This window comes from Variovorax sp. S12S4 (genome assembly GCF_023195515.1).
Taxonomy (GTDB): Bacteria; Pseudomonadota; Gammaproteobacteria; order Burkholderiales; family Burkholderiaceae_C; genus Variovorax.
In genome coordinates, this window is the sequence record NZ_JALPKR020000002.1 from 1,610,322 (window position 1) to 1,634,041 (window position 23,720).

25 protein-coding genes and 1 pseudogene are annotated in these 23,720 nt (G+C 66.2%); 10 read left to right on the forward strand and 16 right to left on the reverse strand.

The features are described 5' to 3' along the window. Positions 1 to 13: 13 nt before the first annotated feature. The gene (locus M0765_RS08190) at positions 14 to 904 is read right to left on the reverse strand and encodes a gamma-glutamyl-gamma-aminobutyrate hydrolase family protein (protein WP_258503029.1); all 891 of its coding nucleotides are present in this window, start codon (positions 902 to 904) and stop codon (positions 14 to 16) included. Positions 905 to 1,032: 128 nt separating this feature from the next. Here M0765_RS08190 and M0765_RS08195 point away from each other — a divergent pair, with 128 nt between their 5' ends. The 7 genes from M0765_RS08195 (at position 1,033) to M0765_RS08225 (ending at position 6,182) form a co-directional block, all read left to right on the forward strand. Further along, the gene (locus M0765_RS08195; RefSeq protein WP_258503030.1) at positions 1,033 to 2,088 is read left to right on the forward strand and encodes a sugar phosphate isomerase/epimerase family protein; all 1,056 of its coding nucleotides are present in this window, start codon (positions 1,033 to 1,035) and stop codon (positions 2,086 to 2,088) included. 385 nt (positions 2,089 to 2,473) lie between these two features. After that, entirely contained in the window at positions 2,474 to 2,740 is a 267-nt protein-coding gene (locus tag M0765_RS08200) for a hypothetical protein (RefSeq protein ID WP_126749632.1), read from the forward strand. A 61-nt stretch (positions 2,741 to 2,801) separates the two neighbouring features. Continuing rightward, the gene (gene infA, locus M0765_RS08205; protein WP_015867950.1) at positions 2,802 to 3,074 is read left to right on the forward strand and encodes a translation initiation factor IF-1; all 273 of its coding nucleotides are present in this window, start codon (positions 2,802 to 2,804) and stop codon (positions 3,072 to 3,074) included. Between the two features lie 82 nt (positions 3,075 to 3,156). Next, positions 3,157 to 4,599, forward strand: a complete 1,443-nt coding sequence (gene dbpA / locus M0765_RS08210) for an ATP-dependent RNA helicase DbpA (RefSeq protein WP_258503032.1) — start codon at positions 3,157 to 3,159, stop codon at positions 4,597 to 4,599. 99 nt (positions 4,600 to 4,698) lie between these two features. After that, positions 4,699 to 4,869 carry a hypothetical protein gene (locus M0765_RS08215; protein WP_165442121.1) on the forward strand — a complete coding sequence of 57 codons (171 nt, stop codon included), beginning with the start codon at positions 4,699 to 4,701 and terminating at the stop codon, positions 4,867 to 4,869. Positions 4,870 to 4,958: 89 nt separating this feature from the next. Further along, complete coding sequence (locus tag M0765_RS08220; protein WP_258503036.1) at positions 4,959 to 5,279, forward strand: hypothetical protein; 321 nt, start codon at positions 4,959 to 4,961, stop codon at positions 5,277 to 5,279. A gap of 18 nt (positions 5,280 to 5,297) precedes the next feature. Next, positions 5,298 to 6,182, forward strand: a complete 885-nt coding sequence (locus M0765_RS08225) for a DMT family transporter (RefSeq protein WP_258503037.1) — start codon at positions 5,298 to 5,300, stop codon at positions 6,180 to 6,182. Here M0765_RS08225 and M0765_RS08230 read toward each other — a convergent pair. The 14 genes from M0765_RS08230 to M0765_RS08295 form a co-directional block, all read right to left on the reverse strand. Further along, a complete protein-coding gene (locus M0765_RS08230; protein WP_258503038.1) occupies positions 6,179 to 7,111 on the reverse strand; it encodes a fatty acid desaturase family protein in 933 nt (310 codons plus the stop codon). The genes M0765_RS08225 and M0765_RS08230 overlap by 4 nt on opposite strands. A gap of 72 nt (positions 7,112 to 7,183) precedes the next feature. Then, positions 7,184 to 7,852 (reverse strand): GntR family transcriptional regulator, encoded by a 669-nt coding sequence (locus tag M0765_RS08235; protein WP_258503040.1) that lies wholly within the window; start codon positions 7,850 to 7,852, stop codon positions 7,184 to 7,186. A 29-nt stretch (positions 7,853 to 7,881) separates the two neighbouring features. Continuing rightward, positions 7,882 to 9,177 carry an NAD(P)/FAD-dependent oxidoreductase gene (locus M0765_RS08240; RefSeq protein ID WP_258503042.1) on the reverse strand — a complete coding sequence of 432 codons (1,296 nt, stop codon included), beginning with the start codon at positions 9,175 to 9,177 and terminating at the stop codon, positions 7,882 to 7,884. Beyond that, complete coding sequence (locus M0765_RS08245) at positions 9,174 to 9,422, reverse strand: (2Fe-2S)-binding protein (protein WP_258503044.1); 249 nt, start codon at positions 9,420 to 9,422, stop codon at positions 9,174 to 9,176. The genes M0765_RS08240 and M0765_RS08245 overlap by 4 nt, the downstream gene beginning before the upstream one ends. Further along, positions 9,419 to 10,522 (reverse strand): NAD(P)/FAD-dependent oxidoreductase, encoded by a 1,104-nt coding sequence (locus M0765_RS08250; protein ID WP_258503045.1) that lies wholly within the window; start codon positions 10,520 to 10,522, stop codon positions 9,419 to 9,421. The genes M0765_RS08245 and M0765_RS08250 overlap by 4 nt, the downstream gene beginning before the upstream one ends. Positions 10,523 to 10,635: 113 nt before the next feature. Beyond that, complete coding sequence (locus tag M0765_RS08255) at positions 10,636 to 11,571, reverse strand: 4-hydroxyproline epimerase (RefSeq protein ID WP_258503046.1); 936 nt, start codon at positions 11,569 to 11,571, stop codon at positions 10,636 to 10,638. A gap of 13 nt (positions 11,572 to 11,584) precedes the next feature. Continuing rightward, positions 11,585 to 12,727 carry a branched-chain amino acid ABC transporter substrate-binding protein gene (locus M0765_RS08260; RefSeq protein ID WP_258503047.1) on the reverse strand — a complete coding sequence of 381 codons (1,143 nt, stop codon included), beginning with the start codon at positions 12,725 to 12,727 and terminating at the stop codon, positions 11,585 to 11,587. 39 nt (positions 12,728 to 12,766) lie between these two features. Further along, entirely contained in the window at positions 12,767 to 13,681 is a 915-nt protein-coding gene (locus tag M0765_RS08265; RefSeq protein WP_258503048.1) for a dihydrodipicolinate synthase family protein, read from the reverse strand. A 135-nt stretch (positions 13,682 to 13,816) separates the two neighbouring features. Further along, complete coding sequence (locus M0765_RS08270; protein WP_446751543.1) at positions 13,817 to 15,160, reverse strand: type II toxin-antitoxin system HipA family toxin; 1,344 nt, start codon at positions 15,158 to 15,160, stop codon at positions 13,817 to 13,819. Further along, positions 15,160 to 15,657 carry a helix-turn-helix domain-containing protein gene (locus tag M0765_RS08275; RefSeq protein WP_258503050.1) on the reverse strand — a complete coding sequence of 166 codons (498 nt, stop codon included), beginning with the start codon at positions 15,655 to 15,657 and terminating at the stop codon, positions 15,160 to 15,162. Before M0765_RS08275 ends, M0765_RS08270 begins: the two co-directional genes overlap by 1 nt. A 120-nt stretch (positions 15,658 to 15,777) precedes the next feature. Then, a complete protein-coding gene (locus tag M0765_RS08280) occupies positions 15,778 to 16,752 on the reverse strand; it encodes a tripartite tricarboxylate transporter substrate-binding protein (protein ID WP_446751544.1) in 975 nt (324 codons plus the stop codon). 37 nt (positions 16,753 to 16,789) lie between these two features. Continuing rightward, the gene (locus M0765_RS08285) at positions 16,790 to 17,995 is read right to left on the reverse strand and encodes a M20 aminoacylase family protein (RefSeq protein WP_258503051.1); all 1,206 of its coding nucleotides are present in this window, start codon (positions 17,993 to 17,995) and stop codon (positions 16,790 to 16,792) included. 113 nt (positions 17,996 to 18,108) lie between these two features. Beyond that, positions 18,109 to 18,975 carry a pirin family protein gene (locus M0765_RS08290; protein WP_258503052.1) on the reverse strand — a complete coding sequence of 289 codons (867 nt, stop codon included), beginning with the start codon at positions 18,973 to 18,975 and terminating at the stop codon, positions 18,109 to 18,111. After that, positions 18,972 to 19,562 carry an NADPH-dependent FMN reductase gene (locus M0765_RS08295; protein WP_258503053.1) on the reverse strand — a complete coding sequence of 197 codons (591 nt, stop codon included), beginning with the start codon at positions 19,560 to 19,562 and terminating at the stop codon, positions 18,972 to 18,974. The genes M0765_RS08290 and M0765_RS08295 overlap by 4 nt, the downstream gene beginning before the upstream one ends. Before the next feature lie 85 nt (positions 19,563 to 19,647). Between M0765_RS08295 and M0765_RS08300 the strand changes: the two genes are divergently transcribed. From M0765_RS08300 to M0765_RS29415, 3 genes and pseudogenes are all read left to right on the forward strand, one after another. Beyond that, a complete protein-coding gene (locus M0765_RS08300; protein ID WP_258503055.1) occupies positions 19,648 to 20,580 on the forward strand; it encodes a LysR family transcriptional regulator in 933 nt (310 codons plus the stop codon). A gap of 37 nt (positions 20,581 to 20,617) precedes the next feature. Beyond that, positions 20,618 to 21,094, forward strand: coding sequence for an FKBP-type peptidyl-prolyl cis-trans isomerase (locus M0765_RS08305; protein WP_258503056.1), 477 nt, complete (start codon positions 20,618 to 20,620; stop codon positions 21,092 to 21,094). Between the two features lie 14 nt (positions 21,095 to 21,108). Continuing rightward, positions 21,109 to 21,944, forward strand: a pseudogene (locus M0765_RS29415) (DUF6216 family protein). On the opposite strand, the gene M0765_RS08320 reads toward M0765_RS29415, so the two are convergent. Continuing rightward, entirely contained in the window at positions 21,941 to 23,545 is a 1,605-nt protein-coding gene (locus M0765_RS08320) for a CYTH and CHAD domain-containing protein (protein ID WP_258503060.1), read from the reverse strand. The pseudogene M0765_RS29415 and the gene M0765_RS08320 overlap by 4 nt on opposite strands. Positions 23,546 to 23,720 lie beyond the last annotated feature (175 nt).

Genomic DNA, 23,720 nt, shown 5'->3' on the forward strand with positions numbered 1-23,720 from the left:
GGCCGGCGTTCGGTCAGCGCCTCAGCAGCGCCTGGCGCAGCACGCGTGCCGCACGGTCGCGAATGCGGCCCTGCCCCGCGTTCGGCGTGGTGGTGCGAGGCGCCACCTTTGCTGTGGCACAGGCCCACAGGAAGTCATGCAGGATGGGCGTGTCGTCGACCGTCTCGGTGCTGCCGTACTTGTGGAACTCGGGGTGCCACTGCGTGGCCGCGATGTAGCTGCGGCCGCGCTCGGGCCGGCGCCGGATGGCCTCGGGCACGCGGTCGGGCAGGCTCCAGGCCTCGATCTCGAAACCCGGTGCAAGGTCTTTCACCCCCTGGTGGTGAATGCTGTTGACCCGCGCCTTCTTCACCTCGGGGTAGAGCTTGGACAGGCGCGTGCCGTCCACGATTTCGATATCGTGGAAGTTCTGGTCGTAAGTCACCGGGTCGCGGTGCCGCACGGCCTCGGGATGATGGTGCTGCGCCTCGATGTCCTGGTACAGCGTGCCGCCGAAGGCGACGTTGATCAGCTGCAGCCCGCGACACACGCCGAAGATGGGCTTGCCGGCCTGCTCGAAGGCTTCGACCAGCGCCAGGTCGTACAGGTCGCGAATGCGGTCGCCCACCCACGCGTCCTTGAGTGGCACCTCGCCGTAGCTGCCGGGCCACACGTCGGCGCCGCCGTGCATCACCACGCCGTCGAGCCATTCGGCGTAGTGTGAGAGCTTGGTGTCGCCGCGCGCGGTTTCGCCCGTGGGGCAAGGCACCATCACCACCATGGCGCCGGCCGACATGAGCCAATGCGCGATCGACTGCTCTACGTACTGCAGCGTCTTGTTGGTGAACAGCGAGCGTGCCGGGTCCGCGTGGGAAAAGCAGGCGGACAGGCCGATCTTCAGCCGGGCGGAAACGGGTTGTGGCATCGCGATGCTGGCAGCGGGTGCAGTGCGAAAAGGAAAGTCCATTTTGGCGCTTTGGCCTCTCGCACGGGGTCGGACGACACGCCAAGTATGCTTTCAACGCTGCCACGACCAAGAAGGAAGACAAAGCCATGAAGACGATCAAGGGCCCGGCCATTTTTCTGGCCCAGTTCGCGGGAGACGAAGCCCCGTTCAACTCGCTCGACGCCATTGCCGGCTGGGCCGCCGGCCTGGGCTACAAGGGCGTGCAGATTCCCAGCTGGGATGCGCGCCTGTTCGATCTGAAGAAAGCCGCCGAGAGCAAGACCTACTGCGACGAGGTCAAGGGCACGCTTGCCGCGCACGGCATCGAGATCACCGAACTGTCGACCCACCTGCAAGGCCAGCTGGTCGCGGTGCATCCGGCCTACGACGCGGGCTTCGACGGCTTTGCGGCGCCCGAGGTGCGCGGCAACCCGGTGCGGCGCCAGCAGTGGGCCGTGGAGCAACTGCATTTCGCGGCCAAGGCCTCGGCCAACCTGGGCCTCACGGCGCACGCCACCTTCTCGGGCGCCCTGGCCTGGCCGTATCTCTATTCGTGGCCGCCGCGTCCGCCGGGACTCATCGAGGAAGCCTTCGACGAACTCGCGCGCCGCTGGCGGCCGATCCTCGATGCGTTCGATGCGGCGGGCGTGGACGTGGGGTATGAAATCCACCCCGGCGAAGACCTGCACGACGGGGTGAGCTACGAGATGTTCTTGGAGCGCGTGAAGAACCATCCGCGCGCCTGCCTGCTGTACGACCCGAGCCATTTCATGCTGCAGCAGCTCGATTACCTGGCCTACATCGACCACTACCATGAGCGCATCAAGATCTTTCACGTGAAGGACGCGGAGTTCAACCCGACCGGCAAGCAAGGCGTGTACGGCGGCTTCCAGAGCTGGATCAACCGCGCGGGCCGCTTCCGTTCGCTGGGCGACGGGCAGGTCGACTTCGGCGCCATCTTCTCGAAGATGGCGCAGTACGACTTTCCGGGCTGGGCGGTGCTCGAGTGGGAGTGCTGCATCAAGCATCCCGAAGACGGCGCACGCGAGGGCGCTGCCTTCATTGCCGATCACATCATCCGCGTGGCCGAGCGGGCGTTCGACGACTTTGCGGCCGGCGGCGTGGATGTGGCCGCAAACAAGCGGATGCTCGGTATCGCCTGAAGCTCTTTAGCTACATTTTTGATAGCGTCAGACGTACCGGCGGCGGGCACCGACAGTTAATTCATGCAATCGTTGTTTTTAAGACAAGCAACTGTCATGCCCCGCGGGCTATAATGTCGGGTTCGTTTCGATACCACGACGAAGCACTTTTCGTCACTCCGCCGGCTGACCTGTACCGTCCCTTGGATTTTTCAGGCCTCTTTCTTTCAAGCCGGCTTCACAGTGTGTTGGAGCGCCAGACCGGGCGCCCATGATTGCCACCACTGCCTTCGTTCTTGTTGAAGCGAATAGCGCGTCCGCCGCGCCGTTCTGGCCGGCCCACGCCCGTTTTCAATTATTTTTTCGGCATTTTGCGCGCACTTTCCGCGCAGCGTGCCAAGGCTTCATGGACATCATTCAACACAGTATCGCGGTGGGCAAGTACCTTGTTTCCCCGCTCATTCGCCACCAGGACGACGGCAAGTACGCCGCATCCGTCTCGATCCGCTCCGGCCGGGGCAGCGGCATGCACGACCGCGTGATGCGTTTCACGCCGCGCTTTGCCAGCCACGCCGCCGCGGTGCGCTATGCCGTCGACGAGGGCCTCTGCTGGGTGCGCGAAAGCAGCAGCCCCCGCAGCGTTGCCCCGCTCGCGCTTTCGTGCGCAGGCTGAAACAATTACGCCCATCTTCATATCCAACACACATCGAACGAGAATTCAGAGGTAATCACACATGCCCAAGGAAGAACTGATCGAAATGAACGGCGCAGTGACCGAAGTCCTGCCCGACTCGCGCTACCGCGTAACGCTCGACAACGGCCATCAGCTGATCGCCTACAGCGGCGGCAAGATGCGCAAGCACCACATCCGCATCCTGGCGGGTGACAAGGTGTCGCTCGAGCTCTCGCCCTACGACCTGACCAAGGGCCGTATCACCTTCCGCCACCTGGAGCGCCGCGGCCCGCCGCCGACGAACTCCGGCAACAACAACGCACCTCGCCGCTGATCCGCGACGGACGAAGGGCCTTGCGGCACCCCGCGAAGGGTGCTGGCAAGGCCTTTGTTTTTCCGGGTCCGGCTGCCGCACGATGACCACGACCAATTCCACAGCCGGCGGCTCCCCAGCCCAGGCCCAGGCCGACCACGGCTTTGCCACGCTGGCGCTCTCGCCCCAGATGCTGGCCAACCTCACGCAGCTCGGCTACACGCAGATGACGGCCATCCAGGCCGCCGCGCTGCCGCCGGCACTGCTCGGCAAGGACCTGATCGCCCAGGCAAAAACCGGCAGCGGCAAGACCGCCGCCTTTGCCCTGGCGCTGCTCTCCAACCTGAACCCGCGCCGCTTTGCCATCCAGGCGATGGTGCTGTGCCCCACGCGCGAGCTGGCCGACCAGGTCACGACCGAAATCCGCCGCCTGGCGCGCGCCGAAGAAAACATCAAGGTGGTCACGCTTTGTGGCGGCGTTGCGCTGCGCGGGCAAATTGCCAGCCTGGAGCACGGCGCGCACATCGTGGTGGGCACGCCGGGCCGCATCATGGACCACCTGGAGCGCGAGAACCTGAACCTCGAGGCGCTCAACACCCTGGTGCTCGACGAAGCCGACCGCATGCTCGACATGGGCTTCTTCGAGGACATCGTGAAGGTGGCGCGCCAGTGCCCGAAGGAGCGCCAGACGCTGCTGTTCTCGGCCACCTATCCCGAAGGCATCGCCAAGCTCGCGCAGCAGTTCATGAAGAGCCCCGAGCAGATCACGGTGCAGGCGCAGCATGAAGGCAGCAAGATCCGCCAGCGCTGGTACCAGGTGAAGGAAAGCGAACGGCTGCACGCCGTGAGCCTGCTGCTCGATCACTTCCGCCCCGTGAGCACGCTCGCCTTCTGCAACACCAAGCAGCAGTGCCGCGACCTGGTCGAGGTGCTGCAGGCCCAGGGCTTCAGCGCGCTGGCGCTGTTCGGCGAACTGGAACAGCGCGAACGCGACCAGGTGCTGGTGCAGTTTGCCAACCGCAGCTGCTCGGTGCTGGTGGCCACCGACGTGGCCGCGCGCGGGCTGGACATTGCTCAGCTCGAAGCGGTGATCAACGTCGACGTGACGCCCGATTCCGAAATTCACATCCACCGCGTCGGCCGCACCGGCCGGGTGGGCCAGCAGGGCGGCGCCGAGGGCCTTGCGCTCAACCTGGCCAGCATGGACGAGATGGGCAGCGTCGGCAAGATCGAGCAGCTGCAGGGCCGCGAATCCGAATGGCACGACCTGGCCGAGCTCACGCCCGGCAATGGCGAGCCGATGCGCCCGCCCATGGCCACGCTGCAGATCGTGGGCGGCCGAAAAGAAAAGATCCGCGCCGGCGACGTGCTGGGCGCGCTCACCGGCGACTGCGGCTACACCAAGGAGCAGGTCGGCAAGATCAACGTCAATGAGTTCTCGACGTACGTGGCCGTGGAGCGCGGCATTGCCGCCGAAGCGGCGCGCAAGCTCTCGAGCGGCCGCGTGAAGGGCAAGAGCGTGAAAGTGCGCCTGCTGGAACTCTGAAAGAAACCCTGTCATGCCCGTTGCTTCGGCTTCTGGCAGGCAAAATCCCCGCTGTGGCCTAATTGAGCCTCGAACATCACTTTTTTACCCGAGCTTTTCATGCCCAAGAAAATTCGTACCGAAGCCGACCGCGTTGCCACCCCGAAGCCGACGCCCCTGCCCGGCTACGCCGTGCCCAGGTCCGGTGGCGGCCAGAAGGTCAGCCTGGAACGCGGCACCGCCACGCGCAGCAAGAAGAACCCCGGCAAGCGCGCCAAGAAGGGCGGCTGATCCAGCAGCCCCCGCCGGCTCGCAAGGGCCACGACGAACGCGCCCCCGGGCGCGTTTTGTCATTGGGGCAGCCACAGGATGCACGCGCGATGTCCGACGACAACCAGATCTTCATTCCGCCCTCGTTCTTCGCGGTGTACAGCGACGCGCGCCAGCGCCTGCTGGAGCCCATCGGTGTGGTGCGGGAGCGCTACGAGATCTGTGAAGACCTGGCCAACCATCTCGTGGGCCACGCGCAGATCCAGCACCACACCGAGGTGCCGGTCGAAAGCGAGATCCTGCGGCGCATCCACGCCGGGCTGGCCACCCCGGAATCCGGCGTGTCGCCCGCCGAGGCCGGCTGGATCGTGCAGCGGCTGGCCGAACTGCTGGGCTGGCCCGGGCCGGAGCCTGAACAGGCCGGCAACTAGCTCGCCGCATCGAACCGAATGACGAGCCGAACCACCGACGTCCTGCTCACCGCGGCCGCGCCCGCCATCTGGGGCAGCACCTACATCGTCACCACCGAGCTCCTGCCGGCCAACTACCCGCTGACGGTGGCGCTGCTGCGCGCATTGCCGGCGGGGCTGCTGCTGCTACTGATCGTCCGCCGGCTGCCTGAACGCGCCTGGTGGGGCCGCATCTTCGTGCTGGGGGCGCTGAACTTCTCGATCCTCTGGGCGATGCTGTTCGTCGCGGCGTATCGCCTGCCGGGTGGGGTCGCGGCAACGATCACGTCGGTACAGCCGCTCTTCGTGGTGTTTCTTGCGAGCTTCTTCCTCGGGTCGGCGGTGCGCGCACTTTCGGTGGCGGCGGCGGTCGTCGGCATCGGCGGGGTGGCGCTGCTGGTGCTCACGCCCAATGCCGCGCTGGATGCGCTCGGCATTGCCGCGGCCTTTGCCGCCGCGGTGTCGATGGCCTTCGGCACGGTGCTGAGCCGCCGCTGGCAGCCGCCGGTTTCCGCACTGACCTTCACCGCTTGGCAACTGACCGCGGGCGGGCTGCTCCTGCTGCCGGTGGCGCTGTGGCTGGAGCCACCGCTGCCGGCGCTCAGCGCGGCAAACTGGATCGGCTTTGCCTGGCTCGGCCTGGTGGGTGCCGCGCTGACCTACATCGTCTGGTTCCGCGGCGTGGCCCGGCTGGAATCGTCGGCGGTCGCGCCGCTGACTTTCCTGAGCCCCGTCACCGCCGTGATCCTGGGCTGGGCGCTGCTCGGGCAGAGCCTGTCTGTACCGCAGGTCGTGGGCATCGTCGTCGTGATCGCGAGCATCTGGCTCAGCCAGCATGCGCAGCGCGGTGCGCCGCAGGTACTGGCAAGGCCCGCAGCGCGCTAGGCCGGCTGGGCCGAGGCTGCGCGCTTCAGCAGGCTCAGGTAGCCGGGCTGCACTTCCATGCGCGCAGTTGCGCCGCGTCGCTGCAGCAGCCGGTGCGCCTTCGGCAGGCTCCAGCAGGGCAGATTCGTGAACATGTGGTGTTCGCAGTGGTAGTTGACCCAGTAGGGCGCGACCAGCGCGCGCTCGAGCCAGCCGGCATGCGTGGTGCGCGCCTGGCGCAGCGGATCGGCCTCGTTCTGCGCCACCAGCGCATGCTCGGCGATGTTGCGCACGCGGCTCACGAGCGGCAGCCAGGTGGCCATGGGCAGCAGCCACATCAGCAGCCAGGCCCACCAGAAGCCCGCCAGTGCAAATGCCAGGAAGCCGAGGCCGTTGCCAAGCAGAAAGCGTCGGTCCTTCGCGAGCTCGCGCGCCAAGACCGTGAGCGCCGATTCACCCGGCGCGCGATTCCGGATGCCTTCGGCGATATGGCCGAAGCGCTGCTTGTAGAAGGTCTGGCCGCTCAGGTCGCGCACGACCTTGCGCCACATCGACGCACGCGTGATGGGGAAGGGCGCCGACAGCACCAGGTCCGGGTCTTCGGTCTGCTGCACGAAGCGGTGGTGCTGCAGGTGATACGGCCGGTAGTCGCGCAGCGTGGACGAGCACAGCCAGTAGGCCACCCAGTCGTTGACCTTGCGGTTGCGGTGCAATCCCGCGTGCGCGGCGTCGTGCATGAGGATGAAGAGCCCCAGCTGCCGCGCGCCAACGATCGGCACCATGAACGGCACAGTCCAGGGCCACGCGATGCCCACGAGCATCGCGGCGCCGATGACACCCCAGCAATGCGCAACCAGCCACAGCCCCTTCCATGAGGAACGGCTGGTGAGCGACTGCCACTCTTCAGCAGTGAAGAAGTCTTCGGGTTGCGCGCGGGGTGCGACGGCCATCGGGCCAGTATGCGCCGGAGGCCTCGGCAGATCACGCGTAGTTCCCCGGTGTCGGGCGCGAGGCCCTTTGGCCTACTTGTCGATGATCTTCCGGGCGAAAAGCTCGAGGTAATCCATGAGCCGGTTGGCGCCCGCGACGGCCGCGGCCTCGTTGCCGGTGGCAATGCCCTGCGCCAGTTCGAGGTGCGCATTGGCGCCTTCGACGATCTCGCCTTCATGCTGGTAGGCGTACCAGAAGCGCCGGCACTGCACGATGAGCGGAATCACCGCCTTCACCGCCGAATCGTTGTGGCTCGCCTGGTGATTGACGAGGTCGAGCGCCCGGTCGGCCTGCATGTAGTCGTTCAGGTCGCCGCGATGGGCCGCCTCGACCATCACCTCGGCGCAGCGCACGATCTCCTTGCGCTGCAACGCGGTGGCGCGGCGCGCCGAACACGCCGCAATCAGCAGTTCGAGCACCCGTCGGGTCTGGATCACGTCGAGGTGGTCGGCCAGGTCGATGGTCGACACCAGCAAGCCGCGGCGCGGCTGCTGCACGATGAGGCCGATCGACACCATGCGCATCAGCGCCTCTCGCACGGGCGTGCGGCCAAGGCCGGTGCGCTCGGCCAAGTCGGCTTCGACCACCTGGCTGCCGGGCTCCAGCTGCATGGTGGAAAGCAGCGTCTCGATCGCGTCGTAGGCGAGGTCGGCGGCCCTTCGCTTGGGCTGGAGGCGGGAGACGGTCTTCGGAGGGGCCATGGTTTTTTTCTTCTGGAGCTGCTTCGGTTTCATTGTCGGTCCACATCGTTTCCGTGGGCCGCAAGGCCTGCAAGAGTTGCGATGCGCGCCGGCGAAAGCGGCGGCCGTGGCGAGGGCGGCGTCCAGCCGAACAGGAACTGCGCCGCATCGCCGCACACGCGGCCCTGGCAGGCGCCCATGCCGCAGCGGCGATGCAGCTTGGCGTCGGTCCAGCCGTTGCAGCCGGCGAGCGCGGAAAGCGGCACGTCTTCGCAGCGGCACACGAGGGTGTCGGGCTGCGGTATCTGGCGGATCTCGGCGGACAACGCAAAGCTGCGGTTCAGCTGCGAGGCAAAGGCATTCCATCGGGCGCGTTCGTGTTCATGCTGCTCTGCGGCGCGTTCGTTGCCGACCGCTGCGAGCCCGGCGATGCTGCCCTGCGCAAGGGCGCGCTCGCTGCCGCCGAAGCCGGTGCATTCGCCGGCCGCATAGACGCCTGGCAGGCTGGTGCGCTGCAAGGCATCGATTGCCAGCGCCCGCGCACCGCCGCCTTCGGGCGTGAGAGCACAGCCGAGCATCTGGCCGAGTTGCGTGTTGGGCGTGAGGCCGAAGCCGCACGCCACGCGATCGCATTCGATCTGAACTGCGCGCCTGCCCTGGCGGAGCCTTGCGGATTCGACCTGGCCATTGCCCTGGACGGAGACGATGCGCGACGAGGTGCGGTATTGCGCATCGCCCAGCGCCAAGGCTTGAACAGCCTTGCCCGGCCAGCGCAGAAGGTTGACGGCAAACCCCGCCACCGCCGCGAGCGAGGCCTGCTCGGCGATGCGCACGACCTTTGCGCCCGCGGCGCGCGCGGTGGCTGCGGCTGCGAGCAGCAAAGGTCCGCTGCCCGCAACGACGATGCGCTCGCCCTCGACGGGCAAGCCCGCCTTGATGAGCGCCTGCAAGCCGCCCGCGCCCGTGACGCCCGGCAGCGTCCAGCCCGGAAAGGGCAGCAGCAACTCGCGCGCGCCGGTGCAGAGAATCAGCTTCTTCCATTGCATGCGCCAGCCGCGCACGGCGTCTTCGAGCAGCAGCTCGTCGTGCGCGGGTGCAGCAATCACGCGCGTGCCGCTGCACACGCGGATGTTGGCGTGGCGCTCGAGCGCCTCGCGCCACTTGCGTGCGGCCGGCGGCAGGGCGGCGCCGGGACCGTCGCGCCAGATCTGGCCGCCGGGCGCGGGGTTGTCGTCGATCACGACGATGGATGCGCCGCTGGGCGCCGCCGCCACCGCCGCGGCCATGCCGGCAGGGCCCGCGCCGACGATCAACAGGTCGCACTGCTCCAGCGCCAGGGCGGTCATGCCGTGGTCTCCACCTGCATGCCTTCGGCGCAGACCGTCTGGCAGGCCAGCATGCGGCGCCCGTCGACCCGCACGCGGCATTCCTGGCACACGCCCATGCCGCAGAACGGGGCGCGCGGCTGGCCGGTAACGGAGGTGCGCGCAGTGCCCGTGCCGCCGGCGACGCGCAATGCTGCAGCCACTGAGCTGCCCGCCTTCACGCGGACCAGGCGGCCATCGATATGCAGCTGGGTGGTGCCGATCATGCTGGTTCCAGCAGGCCGCGCGGCGCATAGGGCGCCGCGTCGAATTCGGGATTGGCGCCGTTCATCAACGCCGCGAGCAGATGTGCGCTGCCCGGCGCGGTCGTCACGCCCAGGCCTTCGTGGCCGACCGCGAGCCAGAGCTTCTCGCGCCACGGATGCTTGCCTAGAAGGGGCAGCCCGTCGGGCGTGGCAGCGCGCATGCCGGTCCACGAGCGCACGGCGGTGAGGTCCGCAAGGCCCGGCAGGTACTCGAGCGTTCGTTGCAGCATGCGCGCGAGCATCGGCGCCTCGACGGCCGGGTCGGTAGTGTCGAACTGGCGCGAGGAACCGATCAGAAGTTGCCCCGTCGGGCGCGGCTGCACGTTGAAGGCGACCGAATCTCCGTCGCTGTGGTGCGCGCTGGTGACATAGCCGAGCTCGACAAGCTGGTGATGCACGGTGCCCGGATAGCGGTCGGTAATCAGCAGGTGGCCTTTCTTGGGTCGGATCGGCAGTTCGGGGCACAGCGTGGTGGCCTCGATGCCGTTGGCCAGCACGATCTGCGGCGCGTTACGGCGGCTGCCGTCAACGAGCCGCAGCGTGCCGTCGCCTTCAATCTCATCGACCTTCGCATGTTCGACGCGGACCGAATCTCCGGCCTGCGCGAGCAGCCAGCGCGCCGCATTGGGCGCATACAGAATGCCGTCGCCAGGCACTTCCAGCGCGCCTGCAAGGCCTTTGCGAAGCGCTGGCTCTGCGCGCGCCAGTGCGGCCCCATCGAGCAGGCGGCTTTCGATGCCGTGCGTCCGCAGTCGCTGCTGCTTGCGTTCGGCCTCCGCCATTTCTTCTTCGTTCGCGGCAATCCACAGAGTGCCGCAGGCGCTGTATGCGCAGTCTTCGATCATGCGCGGCGCCAGTGCGCGCCATTGCGCCGTCGAATGGCTGCTCAGCGCGAGTTCGGCCGGGTTGTCGTCCATCACCACCAGGTGCCCCATGCCGGCGCCGGTGGCTCCACCGATTCGCGCGTCGAGCACCAGCACGCGTCGGCCGATTTGTGCCAGCGCATGCGCGCAAGCGGCACCGACGATGCCGGCACCTATGACGATGACCTCGGCGTGCACGGCCTATTGCACTTCGCGGAACACCGCGGAACCGGCTTTGCCGGGCCGCTGGTGTTGCCCCCGGTAGGGGGTTGGCGTAGCGACACGAAGTGCGCGAAGACTGGGGGCGAGCTTCATATCCGGATGCCCCACCCGAAAGGATCGTTGTCGTCGATCAGCAGCGTGGCTTCGGCGCTGATGTGCGCCCGACCGCGCAGGGTTGGAATGACCTTGCCGTCTTCCACCGTGTAGCTGGCTTCGAAGCGGCTGCCGATCACGCTGGCCTGCGTCCACAGCTCGCCCGGCGCGAGCTTGCCGTCGGCCGCGAGGCAGGCGATCTTGGCGCTGGTGCCGGTGCCGCATGGCGAGCGGTCGTAGGCGTTGCCGGGGCAGAGCACGAAGTTGCGGCTGTCCGCGCCTGCATCGTCATCGGCAAAGAGTTCGATGTGGTCGATCTCCGCGCCTTCCGCCCCCGTGATGCCCTGCGCAGCGAGCGCTTTGCGAAGTGACTCGGTGTAGCCGGTCAGCGCGGCGAGGTTGTCGCTGGCCACGCGCTGGCCGTGATCGCTCACCAGGAAGAACCAGTTGCCGCCCCACGCCACATCGCCATGCACAGTGCCGTGCCCCGGAAGCTCGACGGCCACCTGGTGAAGATGCCGGTAGGCAGGCACGTTGCGCACACTCACCGAACCATCGGCATGCAGCGTGGTCGTGACGGTGCCCACGGGCGTCTCGATGCGGTGCTCGCCCACGCCGATGCGCCCCATGTGCGCGAGGCTGGCCACCAAGCCGATGGTGCCGTGGCCGCACATGCCGAGGTAGCCGGTGTTGTTGAAGAAGATCACGCCGGCCGCTGCATCCCTGGACACGGGTTCGCACAGCAGCGCACCCACCACCACGTCGCTGCCGCGCGGCTCGAGCACCGCGGCGGCGCGCCACTTGTCGTGCCGCTCGGCCAGCAGCGCGCGGCGCTCGGCCATGCTGCCGCCACCCAGGTCGGGAAACCCGCCGGTTACCAGGCGCGTGGGCTCGCCGCCCGTGTGCGAATCGACGATCTGGATGCGCTGCATGTCTTCCTTCGGCTCAGTAGCTGGCCAGGGGAACGGGCGCTGCGTTCTTGAAGGTGTACACCGTGATCGGCGCCTGCTTCATGTTGCCCTGCTCGTCGTAGGCGTAGGTTGCGGCCACGCCCTTGTAGGTGGTCTTGTAGAGCTCGGCGCCCACCTTGTCGGGGTCGATGGAGTTGGCCTTCTGCATCGATTCGCCGATGAACATCACCTGGTCGTAGTACGAGGCCGCATAGGCGTCCGCGTCGACGTTGAAGCGCTTCTTGAACTTGGCCTTGAACGCCGGGCCGCTCTGCGCCTTTTCGAGAATGGAGCCGCCCTGTGCGCAGAACACCAGGTCGTTGACCGCGTCACCGCCCAGCTTGCCGGTGGCCGGGCTGCACACCGTGTCGCCGCCAAGCAGCTTGCCGGGCACGGCAAGCTGCTTCATCTGGCGCGCCATGGGTGCGGCCTGCGGTGCATAGCCGCCGAAGAAGATGGCTTCGGGTGCCTTGGACTTCATGTTGGTGAGGATGGCGGTGAAATCCACGGCCTTGTCGGTGGTGAACTCCTGGCCGACGATGGTGAGGCCCTGCTTCTTCGCCTCCTTGGTGAACTCTTCCGCAAGGCCCTGGCCGAAGGCGGTGCGGTCGTCGATCACGCCCACCTTGGTGACCTTGAGCACCTTGGCCGCGTACACGGCCATGCTGGAGCCGATCTGGTTATCGCTCGCGATGATGCGGTACAGGTTCTTGTAGCCGCCCTGCGTAACCTTCGGGTTGGTGCCCACGGTGGAGACCATGGTGCCGCCGCTGGCGTAGATGCGCGAAGCCGGAATGGCCACGCCCGAGCAGTACGGGCCCATGACGTACTTGACGCCATCGTCCACGAACTTCTGCGCAACGCTCACGCCGGTCTTGGCGTCGCACTGGTCGTCTTCGGACACCAACTCGAACTTCAGCGTCTTGCCCCCGGCGGTGATCTTCTTCGCGTTGAGTTCTTCGATGGCAAAGCGCACGCCGTTTTCGTTGTCCTTGCCCGCGAACGCATTGGGACCGGAGAGAGGACCGCTGTGGCCGATCTTGACGACCTGCTCTTGCGCACCGGCGTGGCCTACGAGGGTGAGGGCGGCCAGGCCCACGAGGCCGATGAACGGAACCATGCCTACTTTTGTCTTCATGCTTCTTCCTAGGTTGGGGAACGACGAAAAGACCGGTTATTACATAACCGACTGGTACTGCACAGGCCGCGTTGCCAGCGCCTTCTTCACGATTGCCTCGACCGCCGCGCGCTCCTCGCCGATGAGCGGCAGCCGCGGGCGGCGCATGTGCTCGCTGCCTACGCCCACCAGTGCATCGATCAGCTTGAGGTTCTGCACCAGCTTGGTCGACACGTCCAAGTGCAGCATCGGCGTCATCCACTGGTAGAGCTTCAGCGCTTCGGCAAACTTGCCGGCCTTCATCAGGTCGTACAGCGCCACCGTCTCGCGCGGGAATGCGCAACCAACGCCGGCCAGCAGGCCGTCGCAGCCCAGCGCCAGCCCTTCGTAGGCCAGGTCGTCCACACCCAGGAACAGCTGGTAGCGGTCGCCCACCGTGTTGCGCAGGTCCGTGATGCGGCGGATGTTGTCCGTGCTCTCCTTGATGGCCGCGATCCATTCGCAGTCCGCCAGCTCCACCATGTGCTCTGGCTTCAGGTCCACGCGGTAGGCCACCGGGTTGTTGTAGACCATGATGGGTTTTTGCGCCGCATTGGCGATGGTGCGCACATTGAGCATTGCCTCGCGCGCATCGGCCACGTAAATCACCGACGGCATCACCATGAAGCCCGCCACGCCCAGCTTGTTGGCTCCGTCCACATAGCGCAGCGCTTCGCGCGTGCTGGTTTCAGACACATTCGCCAGCACCGGAATGCGGCCGTCCGCGGCTTCGAGCGCGATCTTGGCTACCTGCAGCTTTTCTTCCAGCGTGAGCGTGCTCGCTTCACCCAGCGAACCGCAGGTGACCAGGCCGTGGATGCCGTTGCGGATTTGAAAATCGATGTGCCGCGCAGTGCCCTCGGCATCGATGCTTTCGTCGGCGTGGAACTTGGTGGTGATGGCGGGAAAGATGCCTTGCCAGCGGGGATTGGTCACGGATGGTGCTCCTGAGGTGTGCGGTGGAAATCAGGTGCACTTTAAATATATTAGCAATATATCGTCAAGACATTTCTGCTTTGCTGCGGCGGTGGGCACAAGGCCGGCTCGCCCAAGACTTGCGTGGTTGGGGTCTTATTCGACGCGCGGCGAACCGGCATTGCCAATGTCGGCAAGGCCTGAACGAAAGCGCTCGGCTTCGCTTCGCATGCCCCGCGAAATGGCTTCCCAGGTTCGTACGGGGAAGCCGGCTGGCAACAGGGCCTCCACCTCGCCCAGTGCCTCGTCCAGCGACTCCACCATGTCCAGCATGGCGTTCCACACCTCGATGCCGCCGTTCTTCATTGCCAGTTGGTGCCAATGACGCGTGTGGATGGTGTGGAAAACGTAGTGCTTGTTCCTGGAACGAACCGCCATCGCCAGGCCCGCCTTGCGCGGCTGAAACTGGTTGGGCCCGTTGCCGAAATAAGGCCACATCGAAATAATGTCGTAGAGCGGCGTCATGTCATAGACGTCGCCTTGGTACAGGCGGACCGAAAAGTTCTTGGCGTGGCCGTCTGTCGCGGCCAGAAGAAAGAAGGCCAGCTGGGTCAGGAGAAACCGGGTGCGGTCGTCGGCGCTCCGGCTTCCTTGCAGGAGCTGCAGGCAATTGGGCATGCCGGGGCCTTCGTCTTGCTCGTACTTCCTGGTCGACGGCAGCCCCATGGCTTGGCAAAAGTCTTCTTGCGGCAGGCGCGCGATCCATGTGCCGCCCTCCATCCACTCGCGATCGAAGCGCTCCACCACCAGAACCGCCTGGCCCTCGAAGGTCGCCATGGATGTAGGCGCCACAGGCAGGCCGAGCGCCTCGACGATCTGCGCGCACAGCCATTCGTTCTGCACCGAGTCGGATGCGTCCACGCGCCGGGAGCCGCCGATGAGCCCAAGCGGCAGCTTGATGATGTGCGTGGTGGGCGTGGCGCCGTGCGGGCGGCACCATGCACCATTCCAGCGGGTCAGGGCAGTCTTCTCCTGGGCGCCGGCAAGAGAGATGCGAAACAGATCTTCGTCACGCATGCTTTCGGGCGTGGCGTCGGACGGAACGGTGCGCAGCAGCTCGGCGACCTCGTTGTCGCCAAGAGGCTCGCAGTTCATGGCCCTCCAGCCCTCGGGCGCGGCTCCTTCGGGCAGCAGCTGCACGGCACCGACGCAGTCGCGCCCAATGGCTTCGAGCAGGCCGAAGGTGCCGATGTCCTTGAGCTTGAAGCGACGGCCCAGGCGCACCCGGACCGCGATGTTGTCCGGCAGCAGGTTGTCGAAGTAGTTCCTGACCACGTCGCCGCGGACTTCGAGCGTGCTGTTGATCGGGATCGACAGCGACAGCGATCGCTGCCGCGGCGACTCGAGCCACCGCGGGTGGTACCGGAAAGTGTGGGAATCACGATCGACAAGCCAGGTGCCGACCAGTTCACCGTTCATCCACGCATTCAGCGCCTGCATTACCAGGAGCCCGTCTTTGGCCGGATGACGAAGCTGCGGCGCGAGGTCGGCTTGACGTCCTTGTCCGGGTTCAGGGCTTGCAGCTGCCGTAGCAATGTGCCCGGTGCAGCCGATTGGGGCGCCGGAGCGCCAGTCTCCCCGGGAGACAGCGTGACCAGCACGGAGCCATCACTCATCTGCCTGGTCGTCCACGGCCCCGCCGGAAGGTTCACGGCTGCGTCCTGGAGCGGCTCATATGTTGTCGAGGGCTCCTCCCTCGCGTACAGGACGCCGCCCGAAGGCGTGTCTTCCCGCAGGAAGAAAGTCGCGCCGAAAGTCGACAGAAGCTTTGCCAGCTGTTCGAGACTGACAGCTCCGGGATTCGCTTCGATTTCTGCGATGCGTGCCTGGCTGACACCGACGAGCGCACCGGCTTGCGCCTGTGTCAGACCACGTTTTTTCCGTAGCGCCTTCAGGTGAGGCCGCAGCTGGTCGACGAAGCGAAGGGGATAGTCCATCTTGCAAGCAAGTTATCGTCCCTGGCTTGTTTTGTCAATATACAAGGCTTAAATTATTTTTCCTCGTTATAGGCTGAGGCTTGTATCAAGTAAAAACAAGGGGAATCTTGTAATGTCCGCCTAGTCGATCTTGGCGCCCGAAGCTTTCACCACCGCGCCCATCGCATCCCAGTCCGCGCGCAGCAGCTTCTGAAAATCCTCGGCGCTCTGCGTGCGGGGCTCCACGCCCAAGCGCTTGAAGCGCTCCTGGATCACCGGATCGGCCAGCACCTTGTTGGTGGCCGCGTTCAGGCGCTCGACCTCGGCCTTGGGCGTGCCGGCAGGTGCGAGCAGGCCGATCCATGAATCGAAGGCGTAGCCCGGCAGCCCGCTCTCGGCCACCGTCGGCAGGCTGGGCAGGAACGGGCTGCGCGCCTTGCCGGTGGACGCGAGCAGCTTCATGCGCGGGTCCGCCTGGAAACCCATCACGCCGATGCTCGAGGAGATGACCGCCTGCACGCGCCCCGCGAGCACTTCGTTTACCGCCTCGCCCGTGGACTTGGTCGGGATGTGCGTCATCTCCAGCCCCGCCTTGGCGAGGAAAGACGCCATTGCAAGATGCGTGGCGCTGCCGTTGCCGGCCGAGGCGTAGTTGTACTTGCCCGGGTTGGCCTTCACCTCCTTGATGAAGTCGGCCGTGCTCGACACGTTGAGCCCGCTCGCCACCGCCAGCACATAGCCCGCGTTGCCGATGTTGGCCACGCCCACGAAATCCTTCAGCGGGTCGTACGAGAGCTTGCTGTACAGAAAGCCGGCGATGTTGTGGCTCGCGGCGGCGAGCACCAGCGTGTTGCCGTCCGCCGGCGCCTTGGCCACGGCCGCCGCGCCCACGGTGCCGCCCGCGCCCGCGCGGTTCTCGACAACGGCGCTGGCATTGAGCGCCGCGCCAAGCTCGGCATTGAAGGCGCGCGCCACGGTGTCTTGCACCGCACCGGTGCCGAAGGGCACGACGATGTGGATCACGCGCTGTTGCGCGTGAACGGGTGCGAGGGCACCCACGGCCATGGCAGCTGCAAGGGCAGCGAGCGAACGTCGGGTGAACAGGGTCGGGGTCATTAGGGTGGCCGCTTTCATCATCGTTGGCAGTAAAAAATCAGGCGCCCGACGGCAGCCAGCGCTGTACCAGCTTCACGAAGTAGCTGGCGCCGATCGGAATGATCTCGTCGTTGAAGTCGAACGAGGTGTTGTGGATGATGCAAGGGCCGGGCCCGTGGCCGTCGAGCCGATGGTCGCCGTCGCCATTGCCCAGGAAGGCGTAGCAGCCGGGCCGCGCAAGCAGCATGTGCGCAAAGTCTTCGGCGCCCATCACGGCAGGAAAGTTGTCGGTCACCATGTCGTCGCCCACCACCTCGCGCATCACGCCGGCGGCAAAGCGCGCCTCGGCCGCGTGGTTGACCACCGGCGGCGAAGAGCGGTTGAAGAAAACCTCCGCCGTACAGCCATGCGCCGCGGCCACGCCGGCGGCCACTTCACGCAGGCGCGCCTCGATCTTGTCGATGGCTTCGATCGAAAAGGTGCGGATGGTACCGCCGACCGTCGCCACGTCGGGAATCACGTTGGACGCATCGGAACCCTGCAGCTGCGTGACCGCGAGCAGGGCACGCTCGGTGCTCGGAATGGTGCGCGGCACGATGGTCTGCAGCTGCTGCGCCAGCGTGACCACCGCGGCCACCGGGTCGATGCCGGTGTGCGGCATCGAGGCGTGCGTGCCGCGCCCCCGCACGGTGATCTTGTAGGTATTGCTCGACGCCATCAGCGCGCCTTCGTTGAGCGCGAAGCGGCCCACGTCGCCCACCGGAAAGTTGTGCAGCGCAAAGACCGCGTCGCACGGGAAGCGGTCGAACAGGCCGTCCTGGATCATCTTCTTGGCGCCGGCCTTGCCCATCTCCTCGGCCGGCTGGAAGATGAAATGCACCGTGCCATCGAAATCATTTGGCCCCTGCTGCGACAGGTGCCAGGCCGCGGCCAGCAACATGGTGGTGTGGCCGTCATGGCCGCAGGCGTGCATGCGGCCGGCATGCGTGGACTTGTGGGCGAACTCGTTGGCCTCGTTCAGAGGCAGCGCATCCATGTCGGCGCGCAGGCCGATGGTGCGCGAGCTGGTGCCCTTGCGCAGCACGCCCACAAGGCCGGTGCCGGCAATGCCGCGGTGCACCTCGATGCCCCACTCGGCGAGCAGGCCCGCGACCTTTTCGGAGGTTCGGTGCTCTTCGAAACCGAGTTCAGGGTGGGCGTGAATGTCGCGTCGGATGTCGACGAAGCGGGAGACGTTGGCGGCGAAGGAATCGACGATGTTCATGAGGATGGGGGCTGCAGCGGAGTCGTTCGGAGCGAACGATTCTGGCGCAGCTGCCCATCGAGCGCACGCTGGTTTGCGCTACACAAGCACAACCAACGGGCGCGAACACAGGCTCAGGCGAGCCGGCCTTCCTGCCGCAATCGCGCCCCGATGCGGCGGATCTCGGCCTCGCCCTGGTCCAGTGCGGCCTTGCTCGTATGCACCGAGTAGTGGCCCATCACCAGTTCATGCGGATGCTTCACGGCCGAGCCCAACACGAAAGACGTGTCGCCGCGCGCCACGAAGTCGATGGTCGCGCCGGACTCTTCGAACACCGCCAGCTCGCCCGTGCCGATGGGTTCGCCGCCGGTACCCGTGCCGAGGCGGCCCGCGCTCACCGCCACCCAGCCTACGGTGTGGCCGGCGGGCGGCGTGTAGCGCCAATGCTCGCCGTCCTTCAGCTGAACGGCCAGGTAGTTCATCGGCGCCGGTGCCGGAATGGGGCTTTGCGCTGCGCCGTAGCGGCCGAGCAGCACGCGCGCCGGGCCTTCCTTCGGCACCTGCGAGGGCGCCAGATACATGCTCTGGGCCAGCGCGTTTTCTTCCGCAGCCGGCAAGGCCACCCAGAGCTGGAAGCCTTGCACGCGCTTGGTGCCGGGCGCGGGCGCGCCGTCGTGCCATACGCCGTTGCCGGCGCGCATCCACTCGACCCCACCGGCCCGCAGCACGCCCTGCTCGCCGGTCGTGTCTTCGTACAGCGTGTCGCCTTCGATCAGCCAGGTGAGCGTTGCAATGCCCGAGTGCGGGTGCATGCCGAAGCCCTTGTGGTCGCCCGTGGTGTCGAAACCGAAGAGGTCCAGGAACACGAACGGCTTCAGAAACTCGCCCAGGTCGCCCGGGCTCATGAGCCGGACGATCGGCCCGTGCTGCGAGCCGAACGTGCGGTAGACGATGGCGCGGGCCGCGGTGGCGGCAGGGGTAATGGCGGTTGCGGCGGTCATGCGGCCTCCCTGGCGGTCTTCAGCGCCTTGGTCCACCACGCGAGGTCGTCGAGCATGCCGCTGGCGGCCTGCGCCAGGTGCGGAAAGTCGTCGAAGGTCTTGCCCTGCTGCCAGATGCCGAGAAACTCGACCATGCCGATGTGCACCGCGTTGCGCACCGGCGCCATCTGCATCTCGACGGCGACGAGCCGCAGTTGCTCCACTGCACGCGCAGCCCCCACACCGCCGTAGCCCACAAAGGCGATCGGCTTGCGGATGAACTCCTTGTAGGCCCAGTCGATAGCGTTCTTCAGCACCGCGCTCGGGCCGTGGTTGTATTCGGGCGTGACGACGATCAGCCCGTCGAGCGTGTCCAGCTTGGCGGCCCACCGTTGCGCGGCTTCGTTCTTTACCGGGCCCCAGGCCGGCGCGCCCGCTTCGTTGAAGAAGGGCAGCGGATGGTCGCGCAGGTCGATCAGTTCGAACGACAGATCGGTGCGCTGCCTGGCCAGTTCGTAAATCCAATGCGCGGGCTTTTCGCCGAAGCGGCCTTCGCGGGTCGAGCCGATGATGATTCCGATGCGGGGTGGTTGTTGTTGCGAGGTCATGGGTACAAGGTTAGGGTTGCACCCATTGATCGACTAGACGGCAGAATCGGATTTCACTCGTCCATTTGCAGAAGGAATTGCCGCCATGCTCGACCTCAACGACATCGCCATGTTCGTGCAGGTGGTGCGCCACGGCAGCTTTGCCGGGGCGGCGCGCCGGCTGGGCCTACCGCCCAACACGGTGAGCCGGCGCATCCAGCAACTGGAGGCCCAGCTGGGCACGCGGCTGATGCAGCGCTCCACCCGCAAGCTCACCCTCACCAGCGCGGGCCAGGCTTTTCACGAGCGCTGCGCGGGCGCGGTCGACGGGCTGGTGGAGGCTGGGCAAGAGCTGATGACCGGCAGCCGCGAGCCGAGTGGCCTGATCCGCGTGGCGGCAACGGCCGATTTCTTCGACTTCTTTCCCATGGAGTGGGTGGCCGACTTTCTGGCCGCGCATCCGCTGGTGCGCGTCGACTTCGTGCTCAGCGACGCCAAGGCCGACCTGATCGCCGAACAGATCGACATCGCGTTCCGCGGCGGCGAACTGCCCGATTCAGGCTATATCGCCCGCAAGCTCCTGAACGCCCTGACCGACGGCATGGTCGCCAGCCCCGCCTACCTTGCCGCGCGCGGTGCACCCGCCAACTTGCAAGACTTGGCGGCGAACCACGACTGCGTGACCTCGCCGCATCCCAGCGGCCGCACCATCTGGCGCATGGCGGGCCCTGACGGCGTGCAGGAAGAAGTGCAGGTCGCGGGCCGCTTCAGCGGCAACACCGCCCAGGCGCTGCGCAAGGCCGCAATCGCCGGACTGGGCGTCGCGCTGCTGCCGCCCACGATGGCCCGGATCGACGTTCGGGCCGGCCGGCTCGTGCCGGTGCTGCCGCAATACCAGCGCACGGGGCAGGGGCTGAGCGTGCTGTATCCGAGCCGCAAGCACCTGCCGCTGGCGGTGTCGGCGTTCATCGGCATGGTGACGAAGAAGCTGAGTGCGGAGGAGACGTTGCCGGAGATGCTGCGGGTGGCGAAGACCTAGCCTCACCGGCCGATCGATTTGCACAGAAAATGCCTTCATGAAAATCGAAAAAGACACCGTCGTCACCCTCAAGTACAAGGTCGCCGACGCCCAGGGCAAGCTCATCGAAGCCAGCCCCGAGCCGATGGCCTACCTGCATGGCGGGTACGAGAACACGCTGCCCAAGATCGAGGAAGCGCTCGATGGCAAGGAAAAGGGCTACCAGACCACGCTCAACCTTGCGCCTGAAGACGCCTTCGGCCTGCGCGACGAATCGCTGGTGCGCAGCATTCCCAAGGCCGAGTTTCCGCCGGGCGTGAAGGTGGGTGGACAGCTGCAGGGGCGGCTCGACGACGGCACCGAGCACGTTTTCACGGTAATGAAGATCAAGGGCCCGGTGGTGCTGCTCGACGGCAACCATCCGTGGGCGGGCAAGGCGTTGAAGTTCAGCCTCCAGGTGACGGACGTGCGCGCCGCGCTGCCGGTGGAGATCGAGCATCGTCACGTGCATGGGGCGCACGGGCACCATCACTGATCCTTGATCGGATCATGGATTTCCCGAACGCCTCCAACATCTCCAGTGTTTTCAGCGTCGTCGCGCCTCTACTGATCGGAGCGGCTTTCCTCTGGGTTGTGTGGCGCACCGAGTCGCGCCACGTGCTTTTAAGCCGCTTGTGGCAGTTGGTTCACGGGAAACAGGAAATCTCCGACCCACAGGTTCGCGCATTTGTTGATGAGCAAACGAGCCTTATCTCATTTCGCATGTTTGCCGGCGTGCCCGTTGCCAGTCTGAAGGAGGCGCATCAACTCATTGAATGGACGAAGCTGAACGGAGTGCAGATGCGCACGTTGAGCATCTGTGGAGAACTCTTTGATCCGGAGCTTCGTCAAGTTCGCGTCCATAAGCTGCCGTCGCGCTTTTCGCAAGCGTTGAAGCTGGCCCGATTTTTTTCGTTGTCGCGATCGGTTGCGCGTGTGTGATGAGCCTCTTCTCGTCTCAGTCGCTTCTCGTGCTGAAGGGTACGCAGCGGTATTTCTGGGCGAGCCCAACTCAGATGAAGCCGGCTTGGCCTCTCAATGTCGAGGCATTGAGAGCGGACGACTGCTCGCAAGCTGCAGGTGCGAATGCCATGCGCACGTCGTTCAGCGAACAGGAAGTCAACATTCTTTGCGGCGTGCTGAAGTCCGAGGGTACGGCCGAGTTCATGAAGAAGGCGTTGAGCGAGCAGCGATGGTCTCTGATCATGTTGATTGGGCTAGCCCTGTGGCTCTCGTGGATAGGCCTGTTTTCATGGGCAGCCGGATCCGCGGCTCACAGGTTGGCAAAGCGGGGGATTGACCCATCTCTGCAAGGTTCCCAGTTGAGTTTGGAGCTGGGCGACTAGCTACGCTTCTTCCAGAAGCGCCGCGCCTTCTCGATCTTGCCCAGCGCCTTGCGGCACGCCTTTGCGCCGGCCGCATGGCGCGCGCTGAACCAGCCGACTGCGAACCATGCGCGCGCATCGCGCTCGGCGGCTTCGCGGTAGAGCGCCATTGCCACGGCTTCGTCGTTGAACTCGCCCAGCGCGTCTTGCGCCGGGCGCAGCCGCTTCAGGTAGCGCTCGGCGGCTGAATTTTTTCCGTCGTCCGCATCGGCGAAGAGCGGCGCCACGAATTCGGCCAGGTAGCGCAGGCGCTTGAGCCGCTTGCGGGTGCGATGCTGGTCTTCGGTGGGCAAGGACTCGAAGCGCTGGCCGTCTCGGACGATCTGCTTGTGCAAACGCTGCAGGCGCTTGCGCAAGAAGCGGCGGGCATCGCCGGCATCCAGCGGCGCCGGTTGCTCCTGCTGCTGCGCAGCTTCTCCGGCTTTCGGCGCTTCCGCGTGCACCGCAGCGGTAAAGCCGATGAGCGAAACCAGCACCGACTGGAATGCCGGAGCGCGCACGATGTCGCCGGCTGACTGCGCGCCCGCCGCGCTCTGGTCTTCCGCGAGCGGATCGAACTCCGGCGCGCCCGCGCTGCGCAGTTGAGGCTGCGCCAGCTTCACGACCTGCTCGCGATCGCGCAGCGCGCCAAGGGCGCGAAAGGCTTCGACCAGGGGCGGCTCCCATTCGGTCGCGTCGAAAAGACCCGCGCTCGCATCGAGCCCCGCGAGTTCGCGCAATGCGGTGCGCAGCCGGCGGATGCCGATGCGCAACTGGTGAATCTGTTCCTCATCTGTGCTGCCGGCCGCAATCTCGCTGGCGTTGGGCAGCATCTGGGCGAGGCAAGCCGCGACCACGGCTTGCTGGATGGTGCGGCCGTCGAGCTTGTTGTCTTTTTCATCGGCGAAGCGGGGCGGCTCGGCCTTGATGGCTGGCACGACCTCGAGCTTTGCCAGCAGCCGGGCGCCGCGTTCGGCCTTGGAAACGGTGCTGAACCACAGGCCATGCTGCTGCGACCAGCGGCGCGCGAGCGCCACCAAGCCCGGCACATCGCCCCGCTTGAGTTCGAGCTCCAGTTCGCACACCGGCGATTCGCGCTGCTCGGGCGTGCCTGCGTGGGCGACGACCTTGCCGACGTCGAGTGCCAGCTCCACCACGGCGGCATTGGCGCCCGTGGTGCGCACGTCGCGCGTGAGCCGCACGATGTCCGTCGATTGGCGCTCGACCAGGGCCGCGCCGCTCTCGGCCAGCCCCTTGCCGAGCCGCTCGCCGACCGGCGTGCCCTGGTGGCGTTGCGGGTCGATCGTGGGCGATGCGCCGCCCGCCGCAGCGCCAAGATCGACGTTGTGTTCGAGCCGGTGCAAGGCGTTGTCGCCGGTGGCCTTGACGGTCTGCACCCAGCGCCGCCCTTCCTTGCGCAGGCGCAGCACGATGCCTTGCGCGGCCAGCGCCTGGTCGGCGGTGTCGAAATAGCGCGCCTGCAGCCGGGTGCGCACCACGGTGCCGCGCCGCATGGCCGCCTCGACCGGCTTCAGGCGCTCGGCGGGAATATGAAACTTGAACTCGATTTCCATGAGGGCCATGATGCCCGCTCTTTTCCGCGCGGCGCCACTTCCGGGCGGGCCAGGGATGCCCCGCGATTCCGGGCTTGAAAAAATATGTGGACGCCGTCCATTTTCTTTGATATCTTTTGTGGACGGCGTACACAACACGCCGGCAAACCACCCGATCCACTCTTCATCGACACAGGAAGACAAC